Annotated in this window: 23 protein-coding genes; 6 read left to right on the forward strand and 17 right to left on the reverse strand. The window is 64.1% G+C overall.

What is annotated here, in order from left to right; all coding sequences use genetic code 11:
* The gene (locus BVU17_02480) at positions 1–876 is read right to left on the reverse strand and encodes a UDP-glucose 4-epimerase (GenBank protein AUG46441.1); all 876 of its coding nucleotides are present in this window, start codon (positions 874–876) and stop codon (positions 1–3) included.
* A 75-nt stretch (positions 877–951) separates the two neighbouring features.
* Positions 952–2280, reverse strand: a complete 1329-nt coding sequence (locus BVU17_02485) for a hypothetical protein (GenBank protein AUG46442.1) — start codon at positions 2278–2280, stop codon at positions 952–954.
* A 174-nt stretch (positions 2281–2454) separates the two neighbouring features.
* On the opposite strand from BVU17_02485, the gene BVU17_02490 reads away from it, so the two are divergent.
* The 3 genes from BVU17_02490 to BVU17_02500 are packed head-to-tail and all read left to right on the forward strand — an operon-like array spanning position 2455 to position 5823.
* The gene (locus BVU17_02490) at positions 2455–4242 is read left to right on the forward strand and encodes a tRNA-ribosyltransferase (protein AUG46443.1); all 1788 of its coding nucleotides are present in this window, start codon (positions 2455–2457) and stop codon (positions 4240–4242) included.
* Between the two features lie 49 nt (positions 4243–4291).
* The gene (locus BVU17_02495; GenBank protein AUG46444.1) at positions 4292–4708 is read left to right on the forward strand and encodes a hypothetical protein; all 417 of its coding nucleotides are present in this window, start codon (positions 4292–4294) and stop codon (positions 4706–4708) included.
* 38 nt (positions 4709–4746) lie between these two features.
* The gene (locus BVU17_02500) at positions 4747–5823 is read left to right on the forward strand and encodes a TIGR01210 family radical SAM protein (GenBank protein ID AUG46445.1); all 1077 of its coding nucleotides are present in this window, start codon (positions 4747–4749) and stop codon (positions 5821–5823) included.
* A 271-nt stretch (positions 5824–6094) separates the two neighbouring features.
* Here BVU17_02500 and BVU17_02505 read toward each other — a convergent pair whose 3' ends face one another.
* From BVU17_02505 to BVU17_02540, 8 genes are all read right to left on the reverse strand, one after another.
* Positions 6095–6823 (reverse strand): molybdenum-binding protein, encoded by a 729-nt coding sequence (locus tag BVU17_02505; protein AUG46446.1) that lies wholly within the window; start codon positions 6821–6823, stop codon positions 6095–6097.
* A gap of 85 nt (positions 6824–6908) precedes the next feature.
* Positions 6909–7673: a phosphate ABC transporter ATP-binding protein gene (locus BVU17_02510; GenBank protein AUG46447.1), complete on the reverse strand. Its 765-nt coding sequence runs from the start codon at positions 7671–7673 to the stop codon at positions 6909–6911.
* Complete coding sequence (locus tag BVU17_02515; GenBank protein ID AUG46448.1) at positions 7673–8359, reverse strand: molybdenum ABC transporter permease; 687 nt, start codon at positions 8357–8359, stop codon at positions 7673–7675. The genes BVU17_02510 and BVU17_02515 overlap by 1 nt, the downstream gene beginning before the upstream one ends.
* A gap of 32 nt (positions 8360–8391) precedes the next feature.
* On the reverse strand, positions 8392–9351 hold the full coding sequence (locus BVU17_02520; protein ID AUG46449.1) for a molybdenum transporter: 960 nt from the start codon (positions 9349–9351) through the stop codon (positions 8392–8394).
* A gap of 457 nt (positions 9352–9808) precedes the next feature.
* On the reverse strand, positions 9809–10486 hold the full coding sequence (locus tag BVU17_02525) for a phosphoribosylformylglycinamidine synthase I (GenBank protein AUG48816.1): 678 nt from the start codon (positions 10484–10486) through the stop codon (positions 9809–9811).
* Positions 10487–10538: 52 nt separating this feature from the next.
* On the reverse strand, positions 10539–10793 hold the full coding sequence (locus tag BVU17_02530; GenBank protein ID AUG46450.1) for a phosphoribosylformylglycinamidine synthase: 255 nt from the start codon (positions 10791–10793) through the stop codon (positions 10539–10541).
* A gap of 50 nt (positions 10794–10843) precedes the next feature.
* A complete protein-coding gene (locus BVU17_02535; protein ID AUG46451.1) occupies positions 10844–11509 on the reverse strand; it encodes a hypothetical protein in 666 nt (221 codons plus the stop codon).
* Complete coding sequence (locus BVU17_02540; protein ID AUG46452.1) at positions 11509–12384, reverse strand: small GAF containing sensor; 876 nt, start codon at positions 12382–12384, stop codon at positions 11509–11511. Before BVU17_02540 ends, BVU17_02535 begins: the two co-directional genes overlap by 1 nt.
* A 129-nt stretch (positions 12385–12513) precedes the next feature.
* On the opposite strand from BVU17_02540, the gene BVU17_02545 reads away from it, so the two are divergent.
* On the forward strand, positions 12514–13488 hold the full coding sequence (locus BVU17_02545; GenBank protein AUG48817.1) for a formyltetrahydrofolate deformylase: 975 nt from the start codon (positions 12514–12516) through the stop codon (positions 13486–13488).
* A gap of 24 nt (positions 13489–13512) precedes the next feature.
* Here BVU17_02545 and BVU17_02550 read toward each other — a convergent pair whose 3' ends face one another.
* Complete coding sequence (locus BVU17_02550) at positions 13513–14547, reverse strand: phosphoribosylaminoimidazolesuccinocarboxamide synthase (GenBank protein AUG46453.1); 1035 nt, start codon at positions 14545–14547, stop codon at positions 13513–13515.
* 152 nt (positions 14548–14699) lie between these two features.
* On the opposite strand from BVU17_02550, the gene BVU17_02555 reads away from it, so the two are divergent.
* On the forward strand, positions 14700–15716 hold the full coding sequence (locus BVU17_02555) for a sodium:calcium antiporter (protein AUG46454.1): 1017 nt from the start codon (positions 14700–14702) through the stop codon (positions 15714–15716).
* A gap of 114 nt (positions 15717–15830) precedes the next feature.
* Positions 15831–17183 (forward strand): 7,8-didemethyl-8-hydroxy-5-deazariboflavin synthase subunit CofH, encoded by a 1353-nt coding sequence (locus BVU17_02560; GenBank protein AUG46455.1) that lies wholly within the window; start codon positions 15831–15833, stop codon positions 17181–17183.
* 202 nt (positions 17184–17385) lie between these two features.
* Here BVU17_02560 and BVU17_02565 read toward each other — a convergent pair whose 3' ends face one another.
* The 6 genes from BVU17_02565 to BVU17_02590 form a co-directional block, all read right to left on the reverse strand.
* Entirely contained in the window at positions 17386–18492 is a 1107-nt protein-coding gene (locus BVU17_02565) for a 7,8-didemethyl-8-hydroxy-5-deazariboflavin synthase subunit CofG (protein AUG46456.1), read from the reverse strand.
* Between the two features lie 188 nt (positions 18493–18680).
* Positions 18681–19391, reverse strand: a complete 711-nt coding sequence (locus tag BVU17_02570) for a rhodopsin (GenBank protein AUG46457.1) — start codon at positions 19389–19391, stop codon at positions 18681–18683.
* Positions 19391–20977: a chemotaxis protein gene (locus BVU17_02575; protein AUG46458.1), complete on the reverse strand. Its 1587-nt coding sequence runs from the start codon at positions 20975–20977 to the stop codon at positions 19391–19393. Before BVU17_02575 ends, BVU17_02570 begins: the two co-directional genes overlap by 1 nt.
* Before the next feature lie 82 nt (positions 20978–21059).
* A complete protein-coding gene (locus BVU17_02580; protein ID AUG46459.1) occupies positions 21060–21686 on the reverse strand; it encodes a 2-phospho-L-lactate guanylyltransferase in 627 nt (208 codons plus the stop codon).
* Positions 21686–22462, reverse strand: a complete 777-nt coding sequence (locus tag BVU17_02585; GenBank protein AUG46460.1) for a hypothetical protein — start codon at positions 22460–22462, stop codon at positions 21686–21688. Before BVU17_02585 ends, BVU17_02580 begins: the two co-directional genes overlap by 1 nt.
* A complete protein-coding gene (locus BVU17_02590) occupies positions 22440–23621 on the reverse strand; it encodes a cell division protein (protein ID AUG46461.1) in 1182 nt (393 codons plus the stop codon). Before BVU17_02590 ends, BVU17_02585 begins: the two co-directional genes overlap by 23 nt.
* Between the last annotated feature and the right edge of the window lie 11 nt (positions 23622–23632).

Consider the following 23632-nt stretch of genomic DNA (forward strand, 5'->3'; position numbering starts at 1 on the left):
TCAGACTGTCGGCACGTCTACGTCTTCGTCGGCCGCCTCGCGCCAGGAACGGGTCGGCTCCCAGCCCAGCATCGCTGTGGCTTTCGCCGTCGCGTACGCTGCAGCGTCCCCCTCGACCGTGCAGTCGTCCGGAACCCTGCCGTAGTGCTCCCGCATGAGTTCGACCAGCGGCCGACCGAGCGCGTTGTCCGGGCCGACGCAGTTGAACGCCTCGTGGCCCTCGACCGCGCCCGCGAGCGCGGCCTCGACGAGGTCGACCACGTCCCGCACGTCGACGTACGACCAGTAGTTGCCCGCGCCGGCCGCCAGGTCGTCGACGTACTCCGGGGCCCGACAGGGGTACTCGCCGGGAATCTGTATCCACGAGGGGCGAATCGAGGCCACCGAGACGCCGTCACGGCGGGCGATTGCCTTCCCGATCTCCTCGGTGACGACCTTCGAGAGCCCGTAGTCATCTTCGGGTCTGCGCGCGTGGGCTTCGGTAATCGGAAGCTCGTCCGGCACAGGGGTCTCCTCGGCGAAGAAGAAGCCGTACGCGCCGTCGGAGGAGCCCTGGACCACGTCAGCGCCGACGCGGCCGGCCGCCGAGAGGACGGTGTGTGCCGCGAGCGCGTTGTTCCGGAACAGGTCGACGCCGGGGTGGGTCCCGGCCACCGGAATCGCCGCCCAGTGGACCACCGCGTCGGGGTCGATGGCGGTGAGCGAGTCGAAGACGCTCCCGGCGTCGGTGAGGTCAAGCGCCCGGTAGTCGACCTCCGGATGGCCCCCGCCGTCCGGGAGGCGGCGGTCGAGTACGGTCGCGTCGTGCGGTTCGGCGAGCCGGTCGACGACCCAGCGCCCGGAACTCCCCCGGCCGCCGGTCACGACAACATCCATACCGGACTTGTCGTCGCTGGCATCCAAAACGTGGCGGTGTCGCCGTGTCACCGGGCACGGTGCTTATTTGACTCGCTACAGGTCGAGCCGGAACCGCTCACCGTGCGTGAACGTCGTCCAGCCGAGGATACGTTCGTCCCGATGCGGTCGGTCGGGGTTGTCGATTGCCGCCTGTTGCGCCGAGACGTACGTCGGGACGTTCTTGACCGGCTGGCCGCTCTGTTTGAGTGCTTCCAGATACGTGTCTTTCTCGTAGTACGAGTAGGCTACCTCGTACAGCGAGGACGCAGCTTCTTGCTTTCTGGCGGGGAAGCCGTCACTGTTGACGAACCGGTCGGGGTCGTCCTCGCCCATCGCCTCCCAGGCCGCCGGGTCGGCCACGTATGGCGCGTGGGCGTCGAGAATACGCTCGATAGCACCCCTGTCGCCTGCGAACTTCTGATACTCGTACAGTGTGGGCCCGTCGAGCCTGTCGGCATAGAGACGGCTGAGTTCCGCGGCGGTGACCAGTGCCTTCGCCGCGTACAGTGAGTACGCCAGGCTCGACGCGCGAATGATTTCGTTTTCCAGCAGACCGTCTTCGCGGAGCTGTCTGAAACCGTCTTCGCGGTTCCGCTGTATCGCGTCCCGAAACCGGTCCCAGTCCCGGAGATACACCGACCCGGCGGCGTGGGTCATCTCCTTCCAGTTGAAGATGTTCTGCTGGCCCATCGCCGTCGGGATGCCGTGGCCGACGTCGTCGAGGAACGTCCGGACCCACGCCCGCAGGTCGGCCTCCGTGCCGACGCTGTCGCTGTTCCACGCTTCATGGCCTCGAACGAGTTCCGCGCCCCACCACATTTTCGGGAGCGTGATGAACTGTTCGATGCCGTTCGTTTTCACCGGTGCCATGTAGGTCTCCGAACGCAGGAACCAGTGGTCCAGCAGCTCGATTGCCTTCTCGGCGTACTGGTCCGCGCCGGTGTACTGGTAGGCGAGGCCGAGGTCACGGATGCGGTCACCCGTCCTGATGGCGGCAACGTAGTCCTTGCGTTCCGTGGGGTCTTCGGGTCCTTTCGTTTTGAACTCGTGGCCGTCGCCGTTGTCCGTGACGCTCTCCGGGGCGGCGGCCATCGCCTCGCGAACGTCTTCCATGAAGGCTTCGTGGGCCTCCGTCCACGGGCTGTCGCCGTCCTCGACGCGGGACTGTATCGCAGACAGCGTGTCGAGGTGGACGAACATCGCGGGCCGGCTGTCATCTGTCGGTTCGGTGACCGCTGCCGGTTCGGTCGGCGTCGGTTCGGTCTCCTGCGGGGCGGCTCTGGCGTCCGTGTCTCCCGAGGAAAGGTCGGTCGAACAGCCACTCAGCGCCACGGCTGTCCCCGAGAGGGCGAACAACACGTCTCGTCGAGTCTGTCGCTGCACGGGTGTCCCACCGTCCCCGACATGGTTAGTTAGGATGCGGTTAATCGGCAGATAGCGCCCCGTTTGGGTGACGCGTGCCGACCGGGCTGACACGGCGACATGAGAGCTACGGGTCCCGTCGACGGCGCTGGCCCAAAGGCAAGATAGTTGGTTGCGCGTGGCCGACGCCATTGCATGACCGACTACTTCGAGGTCCACGAGCGCGACAGCGCCGCGCGAGTGGGTGCGTTGCGCCTCGCCGACCCCGTGACGACGCCGGCGCTGGTCGACGACGTGGACACGGCGACGCCGGGCGACTGTCGACACGTCCTCGACGACGCCGGCAGCCGCTGGCCGACGCCACAGGACGACCCCGAGGGCGACGAGTCCCTGCTCACCGTCCTCCCCCACCGCGGCCTGCCCGCCGGCACGCCGGACGAAGTCGCAGAGGCTTTCGCCGTCGACTATCCCGATGTCGCGTTCCCGAGCGCGGCCGTCGTCTCGCCCGACACCGCGGCCGACCACGGCAGCGACGCCTACGTGCTCGCCGGCGCACCCGGCTACGTCGGGCACGCGTCGGCGTTCGTCGACGCCGTCACGACCGTCCGGAACCGTATCCCGGCTGATACCGCGCTCTACCTGCCCGGCGTCGCCACGCCGCGAAACGTCGCGACACTCGTCTACGCCGGCGTCGACCTCGTGGACCCCGACCGCGCCGTCATCCGCGGGACCGAGGGCCGGTATCTCACGACTGACGAGGCGTATTTCCTCGAAGACCTCGATGAACTGCCGTGTGCCTGTCCGGCCTGCCAACAGCCACGCGAGGCGTTCGACCGCGAGGACTGCGTCGAGCACAACGTCAACGCCTTGGCCGCGGAACTCCGGCGCGTTCGCCGCCGGATTCGCGACGGTCGCCTCCGCGACTACGTCGAGGGACAGGCCAGACAGGACAACTGGCTCACCGCGACGTTCCGGCGGCTTGACCAGGAGTACGGCTACCTCGAAGAGCGCACGCCGCTCATCCGGCGGGCCGACCTCTCGGCGGCCAGCGACGACTCGCTCCGGCGGGTCGAAATCCAGCGGTTCGCCGAGCGGATCACCGACCGCTACGTCCCGCGGTTCGACGACCGCCCGCTCGTGCTGGTGCCCTGCTCGGCGCGCAAGCCCTACAGCGACTCCCAGAGCCACAAGCAGTACCACGACGCCATCAAGTGGCGCGCCCACGTCGTCTCGATGACCTCGCCAATCGGCGTCGTCCCGCAGGAACTCGAACTCACCTACCCCGCCCAGCACTACGACTCCGTCGTGACGGGTAACTGGACCGCCACCGAAATAGAGTTCGTCAGCCGCGTGCTCGAACGCTATTTAGAAGGCACTGATTACCCCGAGATTATCGCCCACGTACCCGGCGAGGGCTACCGCGACATCTGCGAGCGCGTCGCCGACTCGCTGGGCCGCGAGTTTACCTACACCGTCACCGACCACCCGACGACGGCCGACTCCCTCGGCAACCTCGCCGCCGAACTGGAGGGGTGGGACCGCTACCCCAAGCGCGAGCGCGAGCACAACACCATCCGCGCTGTCGCGGACTACCAGTTCGGCGAAGGCGCGGGCGACGAACTGTTCGACGACCTCTCGACGCAGGGCCGGTATCCCCAACTGCGGGCCGACGACGCCGACGGCGAGCAACTGGCGGCCCTGGCCCAGCAGTACGGCGTCCTCTCTTTGACCACCGCTGGGGCGCGCCGCTGGGTCGAGAGCGATGTGCCGACCAAAACCGTCGAAATCGAGCCGTTCGTGCCCCACGGTTCCGTGCTCGCGCCGGGCATCACCGACGCCAGCGACGACATCCGCGTCGGCGACGACGTGGTGATTCAGGGCGAGGCGGCCTTCGGCGTCGGCCGCGCCCAGATGAGCGGGCCGGAGATGCGCTCCTCGACGCGGGGCATCGCAGTGCAGATGCGCCACGTCGAAGAGCAGTGAGCGGCGGGCTGACCGCCCGACTTATCTGCCGAGCACCCCTCTCGCCGGTATGGAACGGTCGCGTCTGTGCCGGTACCGACGCTACCTGCCGGCGGCGGGGTTCGCGCTCGTCTTGCTTGCCACCTCGCTGCTCCCTGTTCCCGAGGGTGCGAGCGAGCAGGTCCCCGCGCTGCTCGGCGTCGCACTCGACAAGTGGGTCCACGCGCTGAGCTACGGGGTTCTGACGGCGCTGCTCGCGTGGGGCCGCCGCGCCCGCTCGATCCCCCTCGTCGCGGCGCTCGTGGCAGTCGCCGTCTGCTACGGGGCCGGCATCGAACTCCTGCAGAGACTCGTGCCCTCACGCGGACTCAGCGGCGCTGACTTCCTCGCCAACGCCGTCGGGGCGGTGCTCGCTGGCGCGCTGTGGCTGGCGCTCGGGCGCGCCGACACCGCTCCGGACGGAAGCGAACCGACCGCTCGGCGGTAACGAAGCGGCTTTACGCGGCCGTCGGCTACCCCGCCCTAATGAGCAAGCCCAGTCCCGAGGTCTACGAGGAGGGCAAGGGCATGGACGCCCACAACTCCGTGATGCGTGACATCCGGTCGCGCAACGACTCGACGTACGACCCTCGCGAGCCGACCCGCGTGTGGCTCGACGAGGACAACACCCCCGACGGCGTCTACCAGAGCCTGACCATCATCCTGAACACCGGCGGCTGCCGGTGGGCCCGCGCCGGCGGCTGTACGATGTGTGGCTACGTCGCCGAGAGCGTCGAGGGCGGCAGCGTCGCCCACGAGGACCTGATGGCCCAGATTCAGCACTGCCTCGACCACGAGGCCGAGAACGCCGACGAGCCGTCGGGACTCATCAAAATCTACACCTCCGGGAGCTTCCTCGACGAGCGCGAGGTGCCGGCGGAGACGCGTCAGGCTATCGCCGAGACGTTCGCCGACCGCGAGCGCATCGTCGTTGAGTCCCTGCCCGACTTCGTCGACGAGGAGACAGTCGGTGACTTCGTCGACGTAGGCCTAGAGACCGACGTGGCGGTGGGCCTCGAGACCGCAACCGACCGCGTCCGACACGACTGCGTGAACAAGTACTTCGACTTCGCTGACTTCGAGGACGCTTCCGAAGCGGCACAGGCGGCCGGCGCTGGCGTCAAGGCGTATCTGCTGATGAAACCGCCGTTCCTCTCGGAAGCCGAGGCCGTCGAGGACATGAAGCGGTCGGTGCGTCGGTGTGCCGCCGTCGACGGCTGTCACACCGTCTCGATGAACCCCTGTAACGTCCAGCGATACACGATGGTCGAGGAGCTGTATCACGACGGCGGCTACCGACCGCCGTGGCTCTGGTCGGTCGCCGACGTGCTAGAATCGACCGCTGACGAGGACGTCATCGTCGTCTCCGACCCGGTCGGCCACGGCAGCGACCGCGGCCCGCACAACTGCGGCGAGTGCGATGACAAGGTCCAGCGGGCCATCAAGGACTTCGACCTCCGGCAGGACCCGTCGGTGTTCGAGCAGGTGTCCTGTGAGTGCGAGGCGACGTGGGACGCTGTCATCGAACGCGAGCGCAGCTACTCGCTTCCGCTCGCTCGATAGGGCCTCCGAGCACCGGAATCCGTGTGACGCCCTGTCGACCAACGCTTATCCGTCTTTCGCGCATAATACTGTTCGATATGACCCCGAACGGTGACCCGGACAGGCGCAGCTTCAACACGCGCGGGACGGTCACAGAGTGTGATCTGTGCGGTGAACAGCGACAGTGTATCGACGGCGATGGGATGGTCGCCTGCAGTACCTGTCAGTCCGACCTGCTGCCGTCCGGCTGGGGTCTCTGAGGCACCCGCTGGAGCCACCGCACCCCGCTCGCTCACGATGACCCATCCGCCCGTGACTGGTCGAGAGCGGAAATGACGCCAACGGTCGCGGTTGCTTTGAACGAGGCGACAAGCTCCGAGCCGGCAGTGATGTCGAGCTTCTCGAGGCTTGTGTCGGTCACAAGTGCCGACAGCGTCGTGTCGGGGTCGACGGCCAGATCGACCAGCGCGATAGCGGTTCCCTCGTCGATACGCTCGACGGTGCCCGCGAATTGATTCCTCGCACTCGTCCCCGCTGGCTCGGGAGCCTCGTGCGGTGCATTCAGCGTCACCGAGTCAGCGCGGATGCCGACCTCCACCGCGTCGCCGGGACCCGCCTCGGTGTCGACGATAGCCCGGACCGTCCCCGACGGGGTCTCGACGGTCGCCAGTTCCCCGTCCCTGTCTACGACCGTCCCCTGCAGGACTGTCTCCGCTGCCGTCGCTACCCCGTCGAACTCCGCTTGCAGTCGCTGAAAGCGGGCCAGCAGTTGCTCGGCGGCGTCCGTGAGTTCGCTGCCGCCACCCCCGCTCCCGCCGCGACTGCGGTCGACCAGCGGGCCGAACGCGTCTTCCAGTTCCACGATGCGGCGCTGGGCGTGGGCGTAGGACCGGCCCAGCGCGTCAGCGGCGGCGTTCAGCGACCCGTGGGCGGCGACCGCTTGCAGGAGCGTCCGGTCGCGGGCGGTCAGCGCCACGTCGCCCTGCCCCAGTTGCACTTCGACGTCCGCAGTCGCGTCCATATTTTGACATAGTCGTTCCCTGATAAAGGTATTGCCACCGATCAGCGCTGCCTCCCACCGGGGATCGGAGTAGAGTACGAAGCGGTCAGTAGACCAGTTCGCCGGAGATGAACTTCCGTGTGCGGTGGTCCGACGGGTTCTGGAAAATCTCTTCTGTCGGGGCAATTTCGGTTATCTGCTCGTTGAGTAGCACTGCGACCCGGTCGGCGACCCGCTCCGCCTGGTGCATATCGTGTGTCGCCACCACGACACCGATACCCCGGTTCCGAGCTTCTGCAATCGCGTCCTCGATAACTGCGGTGTTTCGCGGGTCGAGGTCCGATGTCGGCTCGTCGAGCAGGAGCAGGTCCGGGTTGTAGGCCAGCGCACGGGCGAACGACACCCGCTGTGCCTCCCCGCCCGAGAGTGAGTCCGCGTGTTGATCCATCTTCTCGCGTAGCCCGACAACATCGAGGGCCTCACAAACGGCGTCCGCGGTGCCGTTCGAGCGAACTACCGACTGGAGTTCGTGCCGGAGTCGGGCGGCCCACGACCGGCGGACTCGAAGCCCGTATTCGACGTTCCGAGCGACCGGCGCGTCGAACAAGCTCGCCTCCTGAAACACCATTCCGATGCGTCGGCGCAACGACAGCCGTGTCGCCTCGTCGACGGCCCACACGTCCGTGCCGTCGAAGGTGATCGTCCCCTGGTCCGGTTCCAGTGAGAACGCGAGCAGTCGGAGCAACGTCGTCTTCCCGACGCCCGACGGGCCGATGACGGCGACGACCTCTCCGGGATTGACCCCGACAGAGAGGTCTCTGAACACGTCGTTGGCCCCGTAGGCGTGGGACACGTCCGTGACTTCGAGCATTATCGCTGGACCCCCTGATCGCCGAGTCGGATGACAATAGCGTTGATCGTCAACACGAGCGTGACCAGCACGGCCCCGAGAATCATCGCCGTCTCGTACTGTCCCTGCCGGGCTTCGAGTTGAATCGCGGTCGTCAGCGTCCGTGTTTTCGAGATGCCGCTCGCGCTCGTGATGTTCCCGCCGACGATGAGCACGGACCCGACTTCGCTGATGGCGCGGCCAAAGCCCGCAAGCACTGCCGTTGCGATACCGTATCGGGCTTCCTTGAGCACGACCAGCGCCACGTCGAGGCGTGTTCCGCCGAGGACGTGTGCGGCGTCGCGGACGTTGTCGTCGACGCTACTGATGGCGGCGAGACTGATGGCGGTAATCGGCGGCGTCGCGAGGACGAACTGTGACATGATCATCGCCTCTTTGGTGAATATCAGCTCCAACTCCCCAAGCGGCCCCTGGTTCGAGACGGTGAACAGCACGACGAGGCCGACGACCACGCTGGGAAACCCCATCCCCGTGTTGATGACTGACTTCACGAACTGCTTGCCGTGAAAGTCGGACAGCCCCATCACGATAGCAATCGGGATGCTGAACAGCGTGCTCAGCGTCACAGCTATAATGCTCACGTACAGCGACACGTACGTGATACTCGACACGTAGCCGTCCCGGAACGGAAGGTCGACCACGGCCATCGGCAGGTATCCGACTGACTCGAGGGGCACGCTTACTCGTCAGACGAGTTGCTACTCCAGCCTTCTGGAACGTACTGCTGGAAGTCTGGGTTTTCGGAGACGGCTTCAGGGAAGAACAACTGCTCCCCGTTGACCTGATAGTTCGAAATCGCGTCCTGGGTGTCTGGGCTGGTAATCCACCCGATGTATGCCATCGCCAGGTCGTAGTTCGCGTTGTCGTGGATGCCGGGGTTGACTGCCATAATCCCGTATGGGTTTGCGAGGATTTCTGGTCCATCTTCGATTGGCCCCTGCACCAGAATAACGAGGTCGATCTCCGAGCGCTGGGAGATGTACGTCCCGCGGTCCGAGAGCGTGTACGCGCCTTGCTGGTTGGCGATGTTCAGTGCCTCCCCCATCCCAGTCCCGGTCTCCTGATACCAATCCCCGCCCGGCTCGGTCCCCGCGGCCTCCCAGAGATTGAGTTCCTTCGTATGGGTGCCGGAGTTGTCCCCGCGTGAGACGAACTGGGCCTCCGACTCGGCGATAGCAGTCAGCGCCTCGGTCGCCGAGCCCATGCCCTGAATCCCTGCCGGGTCACTTTCAGGCCCGACGATGACGAAGTCGTTGAACATCAGGTCTCGGCGGTTGACCCCGTACCCGTTGCGCATGAACTCGTCTTCGAGGCCGCGGGCGTGAACCATCACTATGTCCGAGTCACCGTTACGGGCCGACTCGAGGGCCGCACCGGTCCCCTGTGCGACCGCGTCGACGGACACCCCGTACATTTCTTCGAAATCGGGGTGAATCTCGTCAAGCAGGCCCGTGTCGTACGTGCTTGTTGTCGTCGTAAGCGTCAGGGTCTCGCCCGACACGCCTGGCTGACTGCCCCCTCCGGACTCCGCTGCCGCTTCGGTCTGGCCACTGCTTTCCCCGGACTGGGCGCACCCGGCGGTAGCTGCTAACGCCCCGGTCCCTATCGCCGCAATGAACTCTCTTCGTTGTATCGGCATAGATACATCGTTGACCTAATAGCAAATATAATTTATGCTGAATAAACCGTTGCATCCGTTCTGTTAGGTCCACCTGTGCGAAAGCGATAGCGGCCCCCCGTGGCTCGTCGTCCTACAAAGCACCTGCGACAATGTAGCCACTTGCGGTAGACACGAATCGAGTGGTGACCGCTGTTCCGTCAGCGATGAACAGTTGAGCAGAGCGGATGCGAGTGGCTGACGCACTCGACTGCCATCAACCGCAGCCAAATGCTTTGTCCGCTTGGATTTCACTTCCACTCCGGTACGCGTGTATTTATACGGCTTGACCTCCAAAGCCACTATAGGGGCCGCCGGACGATGTCACACGCTCCGCTGGTCCCTTCCCCTTTGAAACAACCCCAGATAGCTACACGGCTGTTCGAGCCCGGAACAGTCGCATCGGAAACCGTCGCGATGACAGGCGGGTCCGTGAACGTTACTCGGCGAAGCCCGCGAGCACGCCCTGGCCGTCAGTCCGACCGAGGTCCGACAGTGTTGCCCGCTCCGGATGGGGCATCATGACAGCGACGTGTTCGGCTTCGCCGGTGACGCCGGCCACACTGTGCTTCGAGCCGTTCGGGTTCGCCTCGGGTGTGACATCGCCGTTCTCGTCGCAGTACTTGAACAGGATCCGGCCCTCGGTTTCGAGTTCATCCAGCCGTTCGTCGGAAATCTCGTACCGACCCTCGCCGTGAGCGATGGGGAGCTCCACGACTTCTCCCTCTTCGTACTGGCTGGTCCAGGGCGTGTCGGCGTTCTCGACGCGCAGGTGGACGTGTTCACACTGGAAGCGAGCGCTCTCGTTCGTCGTGAACGCGCCGGGAGTCAGCGATGACTCACAGCCGATCTGTGCGCCGTTGCAGATGCCAAGCACCGGCGTTCCTTCGCTCGCGGCTTCGCGGACTTCTGCCATGATGGGCGAGCGGGCGGCCATCGCGCCGGCACGGAGGTAATCGCCGTAGGAGAAGCCGCCGGGGAGGACAACGCCGTCGATGTCCTCGGGAAGCCCGTCTTCGTGCCAGACGAGTTCGGCGTCGAAGTCCAGCGACTCTAGCGCTTGGACGGAGTCACGGTCGCAGTTCGAGCCGCCGAACTGGATGACGGCGATAGTCACAGTGACCACTCCGTGTGAGAACAGAGCATCGCCGTCAGTTTCGAGGCGATGCTCATTCTGTCTCAGTCACCTCGATGTCGTAGTCGTGGATCGTGGGGTTCGCGAGGAGTCGCTGGGCCATCTCCTCGGCGCGTTCGGCCGCGTCCTCGGTGCTGTCGGCGTCGAGGTCCAGTTCGAACACGTCCGCCGAACGGAGGTCGTTCAGCTCGAAGCCGAGGCGTTCCAGCGAGCGCTGGGTCGTCTCGGCCTCGGGGTCAAGGACGCCCCGCTTGAGCCGGACTGTGACGGTCGCGGTAAAGGCAGTCATTACTGGCAAGCGAGCGGGCAGTAGAGAAAACGCTTGTGTTCTCCCGACACTCAGGTCCCGGCACTGAGCGGCGTCCAGTCGGTCGACTGGTCGCGCAGGCCGGTCACGCGGAGTTCGAAGTCTTCCCGGTCGGCGCGAACGTCGACTCGCCCGTCGAAGAACTGTGCCACGCTTTCGACGACCTGCTCCCCGTGAGCGTCCGGGTCGAGCACGCAGACGCCGAGACCGTCTGCGGTTCCGATCCGACCGGTGATGGTGTTGAGGAACCGGTACACCGCCCGCACGTCGTCGCTGTACACGAGCAGCGGCGTCAGCGTGATGATACCGGTCCGGACCCGCGTGTAGCCGCTGGCGTACGTCGACTCGTACTGGCCGGAGTACTCGATACCGATGCCGGTCAGGTCCGCCGGCGTGTTGACCGCCGAAACGCTGTCTTCCGGCAGCTCGCCGCTTTCCTGTGCGCAGTCGATGACGCGGACCCGGTCGCGGTCGAGGATGCCGCCGTGGCGCTCGAAATCCTCCAATATCGTCGTGGCGTCGCTGTCCGTCGCGACGAGGACGGTCCCGCCGTCGGCGTCGGAGCTACAGAGCAGTCGCAGTCCCATCTCCCGCGCTCCGCTCAGAACAGGGCCGGTTACGAGCAGGCTCGTCCCCGGTTCGACCGGATTCAGCGGCAGTCCGTCGAACGTGTACAGCTCGTTCTGTTGGTGTGACATCAGGCATCCCCCTGCAGCTGGCGTCGCAACAGCAGTTGTTCCTCGACCTCGTCAGCGAACCGCTGGAGGTCGTCTAGTTCTGCCTGCGTGTAGCGCCGTGGTTCGCTGTCGGTGCAACAGACGGCACCGATTGCATTCCCCTCCCTGTCTGTAAGTCGGACGCCGGCGTAGGACCTGATATCGAGCTGTTTCAGCGCGTCGACTTCGGCGAAGCGTGGGTCTTCGTGGGTGTCTTCGACGACCATCGTCTCGTCTGTGAGAATCGTGTGGGTGCAGATGGTGTCCTCGCGGGCGAGAGTCCGCCAGTTGGCTCCCTCACACGCCACGAACCGCTCCTCGTGTTCGTCCATGAGGCCAACGAAGGCCACGTCGATGTCGAAGTGGCTGGTCATAAGTGCCGTCAACCGGTCAAACGCGTCGGTCGCTGCCAGCTGGTCGACATCGTACCGCTGGACGGCTGCCAGCCGTTCGGTCTCGGTCTCTGGAACTGGATAGGCTGCCTGCGTTATCTCGGCGGCAGCCATGGCCGCGACATCTGCAAGCCGCTCTCGGGATTCTGGGACCGTTCGCGGAACGTATTCGACGACCTGCTCGGGACTGCCGCGGGGGAGGTCTGACGGTGCGTGTTCCGTATAGAGAGCCACTACACAGGCCGGGTTTACCGAACGGACCGCGTCTACTACGTCGAACCCGTCGCCGTCCGGGAAGTCGAAGGCCGTCACAACACAGTCAACCGACCGGTCAAGTGCTTCGGTCAGCGTCTCGACGGACCCGACTTCCTTGACAGCGAGTCCGGCGTCGGCAAGTGCGTCGGCCGTCTCTGCGCGCTCGCCAGCGTCCGGCTGGGCACAGAGAACGGTCGGCGAATCACTCATCACGACCGTACACTCACAGACGGATACACAAAGGATTGGTGTCCACGCTCGGTGGAAAACGAAGGCTTTTGCCGTGGGACTGCCGACTCTGCGTCAAATGAATCACGACGCTGTCCGGAGGTGGGTATCGTGACGCGCGATTTGACTGAGATTACGGTCGTCGGTGAGGACGACACGGGCCTCATCGCCGAAGTGACCTCGCTGCTGTTCGAGCGCAGTATCAACATCGAGGACCTCGACCAGGCTGTCCGGGAGGGGGTCTTCCGGATGACCATGCGCGTCGACACGTCCGAGATGGTGACAACGGAGGAGAAACTCCGCGAGGACCTCACAGAACTCGGCGACGAACTCGGCGTTGACGTGCAGGTCCGATTCCCGGCCGACCGCGAGACACAGACCATCGCCGTTCTCGTCACGAAGGAGTCACACTGTCTGGAAGCGCTGTTCGAGGCGTGGGCCAACGGTGATCTCGGAGCCGACATCGAGGTGGTCATCGGGAACCACGACGACCTCGAACCGCTGGCCGCGAAGTACGACGTGCCCTTCCACGACATCGGCGACGAGAAGGGCACGCCCGACGAGGACCAGTTGCTCGACCTGCTGGCGGAGTACGATGCCGACCTCATCGCGCTGGCCCGCTACATGCGCATCCTCTCGCCGGATGTGGTCTTCCGCTACGAGAGCCGCATCATCAACGTCCACCCGAGCCTGCTGCCCGCCTTCCCTGGCGCGTCGGCGTACATGCAGGCCATCGAGGAGGGTGTCCGCATCGCCGGCGTCACCGCCCACTACGTGACGACCGACCTGGACCAGGGACCGATTATCACTCAGCGAGCGTTCAACGTCCCCGATGACGCCACTGAGGCGGAACTCCAGCAGATCGGTCAGCCGCTGGAAGCTGAGGCGCTCATCGAGGCGATCAAGCTCCACCTCAACGATGAAGTGAGCGTCCACCGCGGCCGGACGAAACTGCGGGATCCCGAGGAAACCTCAGCCCAGCTCGGCGCGCCGGAGAAACTCGACCAGTTGAACCCTGACCGTCCCATCGACGGCCTCGGCGAGTTCGTCGCCGAGGACGACGGCGAGATAGAGGCTGACGACTAAAAACGCGCTACCTTTTTAAATCACTCAGAGTTCGCTCGCGGCGCTGACGGCCTCGTCGAGTGATGGCGCGTCGAACACGCTCCCCCCGACATAGGCGTTCGTGCCGGCACAGTAGAGGTCCCGCGCGACCTGAATCACGTTCTCGTCGAGCGGCTGTGGCGACTCCGCACAGAGGGATTTCCAGTCGGCGACGCCGTCCGTGTCGGCTTGCTGTTTGGCATCGCTTACAGCCGCGACCCACTCGGGCTGTGTGCGCTTGTGGTACTGGCGGATGACTTCCTTCGAGACCTGCTGGCCCTCGTAGGAGAAGCGGTTCTCGTCGAACGTCCCGACCACGTCGGCGACGCGAATCTCCCCGTCGTAGTACAGGCACTCGATCTTCCCGTCTTCGTGGACCAGATCGGCCTCGGCGGCCTGCTGGGTGACGATGTGGTTGACCGCCCGGGCCAGTTCTTCCAGCCGATCGATGTCGGCCGTCCCGGCGATGCGGTCGGCCGCTTCGCGGTCGAGGTAGCGGTCCTGCTCCTCGTATTTCGTCGAGAACTCGACGATTGGCCTGTCCAGGTCAACGACCTCCTCGGGCCAGGTGTCGTAGTCGAGGCCGTGGTCTGCGGGCTCGGTCCGAGACCGAAGTGACGACCCGACGCCCACGCGGTTCCGGAAGACGATTTCCAGGGGAATGAGGTAGTTCTCGTTGGCCCCCCGGTGGTAGGCGTCGTAGTCGTAGCGACCGCCCTCGAACGGGAGGTCCGGGACCTGCGTGAGTTCGATGACCATCTCTTCGGGGGCGGCGTCGGCAGACAGCGCCTCGCCGAGGTCTACCACTTCGTCGTTGCCGGGGAGCCTGACGCCTTCGTAGTGTGTCGGAACGTGGTTCTCCTCCAGTAGCTGGAAGTTGTACGCGCCCATCGTACACAGCGACGCGCCCTTGTCGGGGATCTGGTCCGGCATCTTCCCCCAGTCGAATACAGAGTAGTCGTCCGTGAACACGAACGCACCGCGGCCCAGTTCCTCGGCCGTCGCCGGTTCGTCCACGCGGAAGTCCTTGACGCTCGTCATTGTGCCCGCCTTTCGCGCCGGGGACAAAGACGTTTCTCATACTGTTGGCTGTAACTATTTTTAAGGTATTCGCGGTAGCGAAATTCGCTACAGGCAGTATCACTCGCGCTCGGAAGGCAACGTTTTCCGTCGGGCCATCGACTGATTGGCTGATGGCTCCCAGTCTGTTGGTCGAGGCTGCGATCATCGTCGCCGCGACGGTCGCAATCTGGAAAGGCAGTGACTGGCTCGAATCGTCGAGCGAACGGCTCGCGACGTACTACGGCCTCCCCGAAGTCGTCCAGGGTGCGATAATCGTTGCTGTCGGGTCGAGTTTCCCGGAGGTCGCGACCGTCGTCGTCGCGGCGCTTGGCGGGTCGATGCCGCTCGGCGTCGGCGCAATCGTCGGTTCAGCTATCTTCAACATCCTCATCATCCCCGCTGCTGCGGGCATCGCCACGGACGACCAACTCGAAGCGAGCCGGACGCTCGTCTACAAGGAGGCGCAGTTCTACATGCTCGCCGTCTCGGTCCTGCTCATCACGATGGCGCTTGCGGTCATCTACTACCCCGGCGAGGCCACACTCACTGGCGTCATCACGCGGCCGCTGGCGGCGATTCCGCTCGCGCTCTACGGCCTGTACGTCTTCATCCAGTATCAGGATACGGCCGACCACGACCCTGAAAAGGACTGGACTGCCGACATCTCGGTCAGGCGGGAGTGGCTCTTCCTCCTGCTGGGCCTGGCTGTCATCCTCGTGGCCGTGGAGAATCTCGTCCACGCAGTCGGCGTCATTGGCCGGGCCGCCGGCATTCAGGAGTTTCTGCTCGGCGTGACGATTCTCGCGGCGGCGACGAGCCTCCCCGACACGCTCGTCAGTGTTAAAGCAGCCCGCGACGACCGCGGGGTCACGTCGCTCGCAAACGTGCTCGGCTCGAACACCTTTGACCTGCTCGTCGCCATCCCGCTTGGCGTTCTCATTGCCGGTACGTGGACCGTCGACTTTGCGATGGCCGTGCCGATGTTCGGCGTCCTGACCGGGGCGACGATTCTCCTGTTTACCGTCCTCCGGACCGACCTCGTGTTGAGCGAACTCGAATCGTATGCACTGCTCGGCGCTTATGCGGTTTTCGTCGCCTGGGTTATCGTCGAGACTGCGGGCTGGGTCGGCGGCGTGTTACCGACCTGATGCAGCGGTCCCGGAACCGCAGCCCCGTGTGGCCCGAAACACGGGGTCCTGCCGACCCTGTGGACCGTGTGCGTACCCATACGCTTTTGACCGTTCTTTCCCTCCTGTCCAGCAATGCCGGACGTCCCAGAGACCGTCGGTACCCCGGACGGCTCCACCGAGTTCGAGTACCGTCCGACGACTGACCAGTCGTTCGAGAACGCGCTCGCCAAGGCGAGAAACGGGACGCGACTGACAGTCGACGACGCAGTCGAACTCTTTACCACGGGCACCGACCGGGACGGCATCGACCACGACCGGAAAGAGCAGGTGCTCGAAGCGGCCGACCGACGCCGGGCCGAGGTCGTCGGCGACGAGGTCACCTTCGTCGCGAACCTCAACAACAACGTCACGACGGCCTGTAACACGGGCTGTCTGTTCTGTAACTTCAAGGACCGCTCCGAGCAGTTCCGGAGCGAGTATCAGGAGGACCACGGCGGCTTCACGAAGACGCCGAGCGAGTCCCGCGAAATCGTTCGGGACGCTCTCGACCGCGGCATCTACGAGGTCTGTTCGGTGTCGGGACTCCACCCCGCGCTCGCGCTGGACGACGAACACAGAGAGATACTGGAGACCAGCGACCGCGGCGACCTGAACTACCGCTCGCCGGCGGAGTACGAGAAAGACCCGGCCACCTACTGTGAACAACTCAGCGCGATGAACGTCGGCGACGTCCACCTCCATTCAATGACGCCGGAGGAGGCCTATCACGCCCGCCGCGGCACCGACTGGTCCTACGAGGAGGTGTACGGCCGGCTGAAAGAGGCCGGGCTCGACAGTGTCCCCGGCACCGCCGCCGAAATCCTCGTCGATGAGGTCCGTGACGTTATCTGTCCGGGTAAGATTGGGACCGACGAGTGGCTCGAAGCGATGGAGGCGGCCGCGTCGGTCGGTCTCGATATGACCTCGACGATGATGTACGGCCACGTCGAGAACGAACGCCATCGCGCGCTGCACCTGAAGCGTATCCGCGACCTGCAGGACCGGACCGGCGCGATTACGGAGTTCGTCCCGCTATCCTTTGTCCACGAGGAAACGCCGCTGTACGAGCGCGGCATGGTTGACGGCGGCGCAACGGTCGACGAAGACGAACTGCTGATTGCCGTCTCCAGACTGTTCCTCGACAACATCAACCACATTCAGGCCTCGTGGGTCAAATATGGCGACACGCAGGGACTGAAGATGCTCACCTGCGGTGCCGACGACTTCATGGGGACAATCCTCTCTGAGGAGATTACCAAGCGCGCCGGCGGCGACTACGGCGAGTTCCGCTCGTTTCAGGAGTACGCCGATATGATTTCCGCTATCGGCCGGACGCCCGTCGAGCGCTCGACGGACTACGAACAGCGCCGCGTCATCGACCCTGACGCCGACGTGCTCGGCCCGCAACTCGGACCACAAGCTGACGGAACGCCGTTACTCGACTGAAGTAGTAGACCACGGCTGGGCACTGGCCGTGGCCATTGTGGTAGAGTATTTTGCCTGGAACTGCTGTCAGAGGCACGTCCAGGCATGATATATATTGGTGTGCCAGTGTATGTGTAGCTATGGCCTAGACGACTAGGTGATTGGTGTCCGGGATCTGCTCCGACTGTAACGGCAGTTCACGCGAAGAAACCGACAGGCAGTCTCAGGAGGCTCCCGGATTCTCGCCCCGGTTCAGTATCGACCGGAACCGTTCGCCGGCGTCGGTATCAGCCTCGATGGCCGCCTCGATGGGATCCGAGAGCCAGCCGTTATCAACGAACCGGTCGTAGACCGGTAGCCGCTCTGTCAGTGGCACCTCGGCGGCCTCGGCGACGGCAGTCAACTCCTGTAGAGCGGGCCACTCGTACTCTGGGTTGATGTGGTCGACCGTCACTGGGGAGACGCCGCCCAGGTCGTCGATGCCACAGTCGGTCAGGTCACGGGCGGGCGCAAGGTTCGGGGGGACCTGAACGGACACCGCCTCGGGCAGGGCCGCACGGGCCATCGCCGTCACCCGGCGCATCGTCGCTAAGTCGGGGGAGCCGCTCCGCCATCGCTCGTTCTCGACGACAGGCTGGACGATAACCTCCTGAATGTGACCATACCGCTCGTGCATTTCGCGGATAGCGAGCAAGCTCTCGGCGCGGTTGTGCCAGTCCTCGCCGATCCCAACGAGGATACCCGTTGTGAACGGGACGCCGAGTTCGCCAGCCACTCGGAGGGTGTTGAGCCGCTGGCCGGGGTTTTTTGCTCGTGGACCGCCGTGGGCCTGCACCTCGGTGGTCGTCTCCAGCATGACGCCCATCGAGGCGTTCAGGTCGGCGACGTGAGCCATCTGGTCGCGCGTCTGGTCACCCGGGTTGGCGTGGGGGAGCAACCCCTCTTCCAGCGCGATTTTGCAGGCTTCGCGGAGATACTCGTGGATGGAGTCGTAACCCCACGCGGCGAGCTGGGCGTGTATCTCGGTGTAGCGGTCGTCCGGGTCGTCGCCGAAGGTGAACAGCGCCTCGGTGCAGCCGGCGTCGGCCCCCCGGCGACACGTCTCCCGGATTTCATCTGGGTCCATCAGTTCGGCCTCGCCCGGCGGATCGTAGTACGTGCAGTAGGTACAGGTGTATCGGCACGCGGTCGTCAGCGGCACGAACACGTTCCGGCAGTAAGACAGTGCTGACGCCGCCCCGACGTCCTCGGGCATCACCGACAGCAGGCGCTCGACGTCATCGTCCGGAATGTCGATGGCGATGTCGTACGCGTCCGTGCCGGGTATCACGTTCCGGGGTCTGCACCCTATGGATAAAAAGTTTCAGTCGTGTGTGATAGCCTGTGACAGTAGTTGTAGGCGGTCGAAACAGGGCGCGCGGCAACAGAATCAGTGTGTCGCTACACGCCGAGCACCTGTGAACCGGTATCCGCGCCGAAGTACCGCGTGGTCGACGATACCTCTGTGGTCGTACCTGTTCAGTCCGCCGGCGTTACTGTGGCGTCGCCCGACTCCCGAAGCAGTTTCGTGGCGAACACCTGCCGTCGGGCGTAAAAGAAGTACACGTAGGGGACCTTCGCCAGCAGGTCGAGGAATGCATAGGTGATGCTGACACCGACGTAGGTCGCGAACCCAAGTCCTTCGGGGCCAGCAAGCCAGACGAGCGGATACGCGATCCACAGCAGCCCGACGTGGTTCTTGAGGAGGCTAAACAGACCGATACGCTGTGGGTCGTCCGGAACTGAGCGCGGGAAGACGAGGTACAGGTAGGCAAACAGCGAGACGTGGAACATCGCCGAGACGCCGAACAGCGCCCATTTCAGTGTTCCAGCAGTGACAACCGCCCCGACGCCTGCAAGTATCATCAGGGCGTCCGCCGCCATAACCCCGACAATCGCCCGTCTCGACGCGCCCGCAGTATACCCGATAAATCCGACGAGCAACGGCGTCGTCACCACCCAGTCGAGATATCGGAACCCGACAAGCGTCGTCTCACCAATGGTTACGGTGCCGATACCGAACGCCATCGCAACGTACGAGAGGCCTGCAACTGCCGGTATAAGCGCCAACGCCCCCAGAACCGACCGTTCGTCGGACCCCTCAAGCGACGCATAGAGGAACCCGACGATAGCGACACCGACCGCAAAGCCCGCGGCGGTTATCCCGTACACGACTGCAACGGCGTCCATCAGTCGTCACCCCCGACTGACGGCGACCCTGCGACGCGTCTGTGGCTCGCCGCCGTAGTATCTGTGTCAACAGTAAATAGTCGCACCCGGGATTCGAGGTCGTCAACCGCGGTTTCGCGGAAGGAATCGAGTGAGTCGGAGATCGACTTGACGACGTCCCGCTGCCGACGGATCTGTGTCGACATTTCCTCTGCAGTAGTCGCCGTCTCCGCACTTGCTTCAGTGACAACCTCTATCGAGTCGGCCGTCGCCTGCACGGTGTCTGCCTGTTCCGAGGTCGTCTGTCGCATCTCCTCGATGGATGCTGAGATGTCGTCGACGGCCTCCGCGATTGTCGCAATCTCCGACAGGGCCGACTCAACGGTCTCAGTACCAGTTTCGACTCGCGTTTCGGTCGCCTGTATCGAGGCTGTCACCTCTTCTGTCTGCTCAGAGACCTCAGCGATGACCGTTGCTATCTCGTCAGCCCGTGACTGCGTCTCTTCAGCGAGTGACTTGACTTCGTCGGCAACGACGCTGAACCCATCCCCGTCCGCGCCGCTGCCCTGTCCACCAGCGCGAGCGGCCTCTATCGACGCATTCAACGCCAGCATATTCGTCTGCTCTGCGATCTCGGAGATGATGTCCGCGATGTCGGTTATCTCGGCCATTCGCTGCTGGAGGGTCTCGACCTGTGTGACAGCTTCAGCTGCATCAGCCTGTATCCGGTCCATCTCTGTCAGGGCTGTTTCTGAGGCTGCCCGGGCGTCGTTGCTGGCCTCCTCGACCTCACGGCTCCGGTCGGCAAGGTTGTCAATTGTCGCGGCGATTTCCTCTGCCGACGCGCTCACGTCCTGAATATCGGCTGCAGCTGATTCGAGCTTTGTCTGCTGATCGGTTGCCTGCGTCTGGATATCGGCAACCGTTTCCACAGCCGCGTCTACCTCCTGTTGGACTTGCTGACTCGTTTCGGTAATCTCGTCAGTTTCGGTTGTGATACGCTCGGAAACGGCGGTGACCGTCTCGATTGTCTCCTGTAGCTCGTCCATCATCCTGTTGAACGACTGGCCGACGGTTTCCATAGCGTCGTACTCAGTGGCCACATCGACACGCTGCGTGAGATCGCCGTCTGCGGCGTCTGCCATGACCGTCCCGTACGCTGTTGCAATTTCCTGGTAGGCTGTGGCGAGTTCCCGTGCTTCCTCCTCAGCGGCCTCTGCTTCGGCCTGTGCCTCGTTTGCGTCAATCTGTGCCTGTTCGAGGTCCGCCCTCGCAGCCTCCATCTCTGACAGTCGGTCGCGCAACGAGACGCGCATTTGCTCGATGGAGTCAGCAAGGTCACCGAACTCATCGGTCCGCGTCGAGACGATTTCGGTATCGAGGTCCCCGTCTGCCACCCGCTGTGTCTGTGCTGATAACTCGGTGATGCTCGCGACCGTTTCGGCTGCGTTGATCGAGCCAAGTGTCAGTAAGCCGGCGATGCCGGCGACGACTGTTGATGCGACATCCTGTGTTACCACCCCGACTGTGATAAGGAGGGTAGCCGTTGCGATGTATCCGACACCGAGCTTGGCCCCGTAGCTCTGCTTGACACTAGAAACAGTCACATGTGGATAGTAGTCTGAAACTACCTAAATGTAAACTCGGGAGTATCAGGATTGATATTACGGCGGCGGAGACTGGTCCAAACTACCGAGATCGCTGCACGTCGACTCGCCCACCGGCGGCTGTCAGTTCGAACCCTGACTGTGTGAGCCAATCCGCGGCCGCGCCCTCGCTGTGTAACAGCACCTCTGCGAGATCATCCGGTTCGTCGATATCGGTCGCGAGCCGCCGCGAGTCAATTTCGGTAACGCTGGCTCCCACGTCGCGTGCGGTCTCTCGGTGGTCGCGGATAGACGCGCCGTGGTAATCGACCCTGAATTCGGGGTGCCGACAGACGAAGGCGTTCGTCCCGCCGCCCAGGCCCGGGGCCAGCACCACGTCGGCTTCGGGAGCGAGCAGTCGCTCGATGCTCTCACGAGTTACGAGCGGGAGGTCGGCCATCACGACGGCAAGCGCTCGTTCGCCGTCAGTCACTGTCGACGCGAGCAGGTCGTTAACGAGCGCGTCGAGTCCGCGGTCGTCGACGGTGACCGGCACGGCACAGTCAAGCGGTGCTGTCGAGATGATCTCGGGTTCGTGGCCCGCCGCTGTCACTGCGTCGACGACGTCTGAAAGCATAGCTTCGGTAAAATCACGGCGCTCGGCTGGAGACAGAACAGACGCAAGTCGCGTTTTGGGGGCAGACCCCGAGACGGGGACGACAAGACGCATTACAGCTTGGAGTACTCGTCCTCACTCATCTGCGTGTACGCGTAGTAGCCGCCACCGACCAGCAACAGGAGGACGACAAGTCCGCCGCCGACCAGCAGGAGCGTTCGCTGGGTCTGGGCGCTCTGCTGGGCCTGCTGTGCCTGACTCTCAGCCTGCCCGGCGAGGTCCTGGGCGTTCTGGAAGTTTCCGTTCTCGTATGAGGAGATGGCGCTACTGACCAGTTCTTCGGCGTTTTCGTTCCCACCGGCCGCGTCGATTGCAGCCTGTGCGTCGTCGATCGCTTGCCTCGCGGCCTGACTCTCTTCGGTGTAGTGGTGAGCGGTGTCGCTGCGGAACTCCTCTTCGTTGTTGCCGCTGATTCGACTGAGCGAGGCGACCTGATAGTTCTGTGCCGGGTCGTACGTGTAATTCGAGATGGCTGGCGTCGTGCCGACGAGTTCGACGCGGACTTGGTCACCGTTGTTATCGATTTCCAGATCCTGTTCGAAAGACTGGTCGCCGTAGGTCTCTTGATTCACCTGATTCCCAGCACGCAACACGGTGACCGTCCAGCTAACGTTCTGGAGTTCGGTCGAACCGGCAAGTGTCCATTCGTTCGGCGCATCGGTGAACGGGTCGTCTATCGTGTACGTCACCGACACCTCTTCGCCGACGGCACTCTCGGTCGGCACCCCGTCGGCAGAGACAGAGAACGCACTCGCTGTGCCGGCAGTCGCGAGCAGCGCGACAACACAGAGGAGTGCGACGGTCTTGTTAGAACAGCGGATCAAGTTCATCTTCGTCGTCTTCGACCAAGTCCTCTAAGTTATCTTCGCTTTGGTTACGGATGTCGTCGATGTTGTCCTGGGCCTCGATGGCGACCTGCTGGAGTTCCTTGATTCGCGGAACGTTGTGGACGCCGGCCAGCAGGATGGATGCGGCCACTTTCGGGGCGTTGGTCGGATAGTCGCCACCGCGGACCTCCATCGAACCGGTTTGCTCCTCAAGCCACTTCCGGCCGCGCTCAATTCCCTTCCGGTTCAGGTGCTCCGGCGGCCCTGCCATCACGAGGAGGGCACGCTCTGCACCCTCGATCTCACAGGGGAGTGTCAGTCGGCCGAGCGCGGCTTTCCGGACGAGCGACGTGATACGATTCGTGGTGTTGGCCGTATCCATTCCGTCGTCGGACGAGTCGTCGCCCTTGAACCGCGAGAGCAGGCCGCCGCCGCCAGAGGACACCTCGACGTCCTCGGAGGCGTAGCCGACGGTGGAGACGCCGCCGCCGTCGAGCGTATTGATGATTTCCGAGGAGTCGACGACACTTTCGGCGACGTTGTCGCCGGCCTCGATCTCACCGGCTCCGAACAGTACGCCGAAGCGGCGGACGATTTCCTCGTTTATGTGGTCGTAGCCCCCCTCAACGGACTCGCCGGTCTGTCGCCAGGCGTCGTTGTCGAACACCATGAGGTTGTCCACCTCGCGCACGAACGTCTGGAACGAGCGGGCGGCGTTGAGGGTGTAGATACCACCCTCGTCGCTGCCCGGCAGGACGCCCAGACCGTACACCGGTTCGGTGTAGATGCGCTTGAGGTGTTTTGCGACGACCGGCGACCCGCCCGACCCCGTCCCGCCGCCGAGGCCGGCGACGATGAGGAAGGCGTCGACTTCGTGGACGGGGATGTTGTCAATCGCACCCTGCACCTCGTCGATGTCCTCTTCGGCGATTTCCGCGCCGAGTTCGTTGTCCGCGCCCACGCCATGGCCCTTGACGCGAGCCTGGCCAATGAGCACTCGATTCTCTTCCGGAATGTGTTCTAGCCCAAGCAGGTCTGCTTTTGCTGTATTGACCGCAACAGCCGAGCGGACGATTCCCGAGCCGGTTTCCTTGTCGTACTCGAGGAATTTGTCCACAATTTTGCCACCGGCCTGCCCGAAGCCGATCATCGCCAGTTTCATTATATGGTTCT

Source organism: Haloarcula taiwanensis, assembly GCA_002844335.1.
Lineage (GTDB): Archaea > Halobacteriota > Halobacteria > Halobacteriales > Haloarculaceae > Haloarcula > Haloarcula taiwanensis.

What these genes read in the sequence shown, in the direction of transcription:
- BVU17_02540 (AUG46452.1), bottom strand. Translation starts at nt 12,384, where the DNA reads ATGAGTGATTCGCCGACCGTTCTCTGTGCCCAGCCGGACGCTGGCGAG.
- BVU17_02560 (AUG46455.1), top strand. Translation starts at nt 15,831, where the DNA reads ATGCCGGACGTCCCAGAGACCGTCGGTACCCCGGACGGCTCCACCGAG.
- BVU17_02500 (AUG46445.1), top strand. Translation starts at nt 4,747, where the DNA reads ATGAGCAAGCCCAGTCCCGAGGTCTACGAGGAGGGCAAGGGCATGGAC.
- BVU17_02510 (AUG46447.1), bottom strand. Translation starts at nt 7,673, where the DNA reads ATGCTCGAAGTCACGGACGTGTCCCACGCCTACGGGGCCAACGACGTG.
- BVU17_02480 (AUG46441.1), bottom strand. Translation starts at nt 876, where the DNA reads ATGGATGTTGTCGTGACCGGCGGCCGGGGGAGTTCCGGGCGCTGGGTC.
- BVU17_02515 (AUG46448.1), bottom strand. Translation starts at nt 8,359, where the DNA reads ATGGCCGTGGTCGACCTTCCGTTCCGGGACGGCTACGTGTCGAGTATC.
- BVU17_02535 (AUG46451.1), bottom strand. Translation starts at nt 11,509, where the DNA reads ATGTCACACCAACAGAACGAGCTGTACACGTTCGACGGACTGCCGCTG.
- BVU17_02520 (AUG46449.1), bottom strand. Translation starts at nt 9,351, where the DNA reads ATGCCGATACAACGAAGAGAGTTCATTGCGGCGATAGGGACCGGGGCG.
- BVU17_02495 (AUG46444.1), top strand. Translation starts at nt 4,292, where the DNA reads ATGGAACGGTCGCGTCTGTGCCGGTACCGACGCTACCTGCCGGCGGCG.
- BVU17_02585 (AUG46460.1), bottom strand. Translation starts at nt 22,462, where the DNA reads ATGAACTTGATCCGCTGTTCTAACAAGACCGTCGCACTCCTCTGTGTT.
- BVU17_02570 (AUG46457.1), bottom strand. Translation starts at nt 19,391, where the DNA reads ATGGACGCCGTTGCAGTCGTGTACGGGATAACCGCCGCGGGCTTTGCG.
- BVU17_02550 (AUG46453.1), bottom strand. Translation starts at nt 14,547, where the DNA reads ATGACGAGCGTCAAGGACTTCCGCGTGGACGAACCGGCGACGGCCGAG.
- BVU17_02530 (AUG46450.1), bottom strand. Translation starts at nt 10,793, where the DNA reads ATGACTGCCTTTACCGCGACCGTCACAGTCCGGCTCAAGCGGGGCGTC.
- BVU17_02505 (AUG46446.1), bottom strand. Translation starts at nt 6,823, where the DNA reads ATGGACGCGACTGCGGACGTCGAAGTGCAACTGGGGCAGGGCGACGTG.
- BVU17_02490 (AUG46443.1), top strand. Translation starts at nt 2,455, where the DNA reads ATGACCGACTACTTCGAGGTCCACGAGCGCGACAGCGCCGCGCGAGTG.
- BVU17_02590 (AUG46461.1), bottom strand. Translation starts at nt 23,621, where the DNA reads ATGAAACTGGCGATGATCGGCTTCGGGCAGGCCGGTGGCAAAATTGTG.
- BVU17_02580 (AUG46459.1), bottom strand. Translation starts at nt 21,686, where the DNA reads ATGCGTCTTGTCGTCCCCGTCTCGGGGTCTGCCCCCAAAACGCGACTT.
- BVU17_02555 (AUG46454.1), top strand. Translation starts at nt 14,700, where the DNA reads ATGGCTCCCAGTCTGTTGGTCGAGGCTGCGATCATCGTCGCCGCGACG.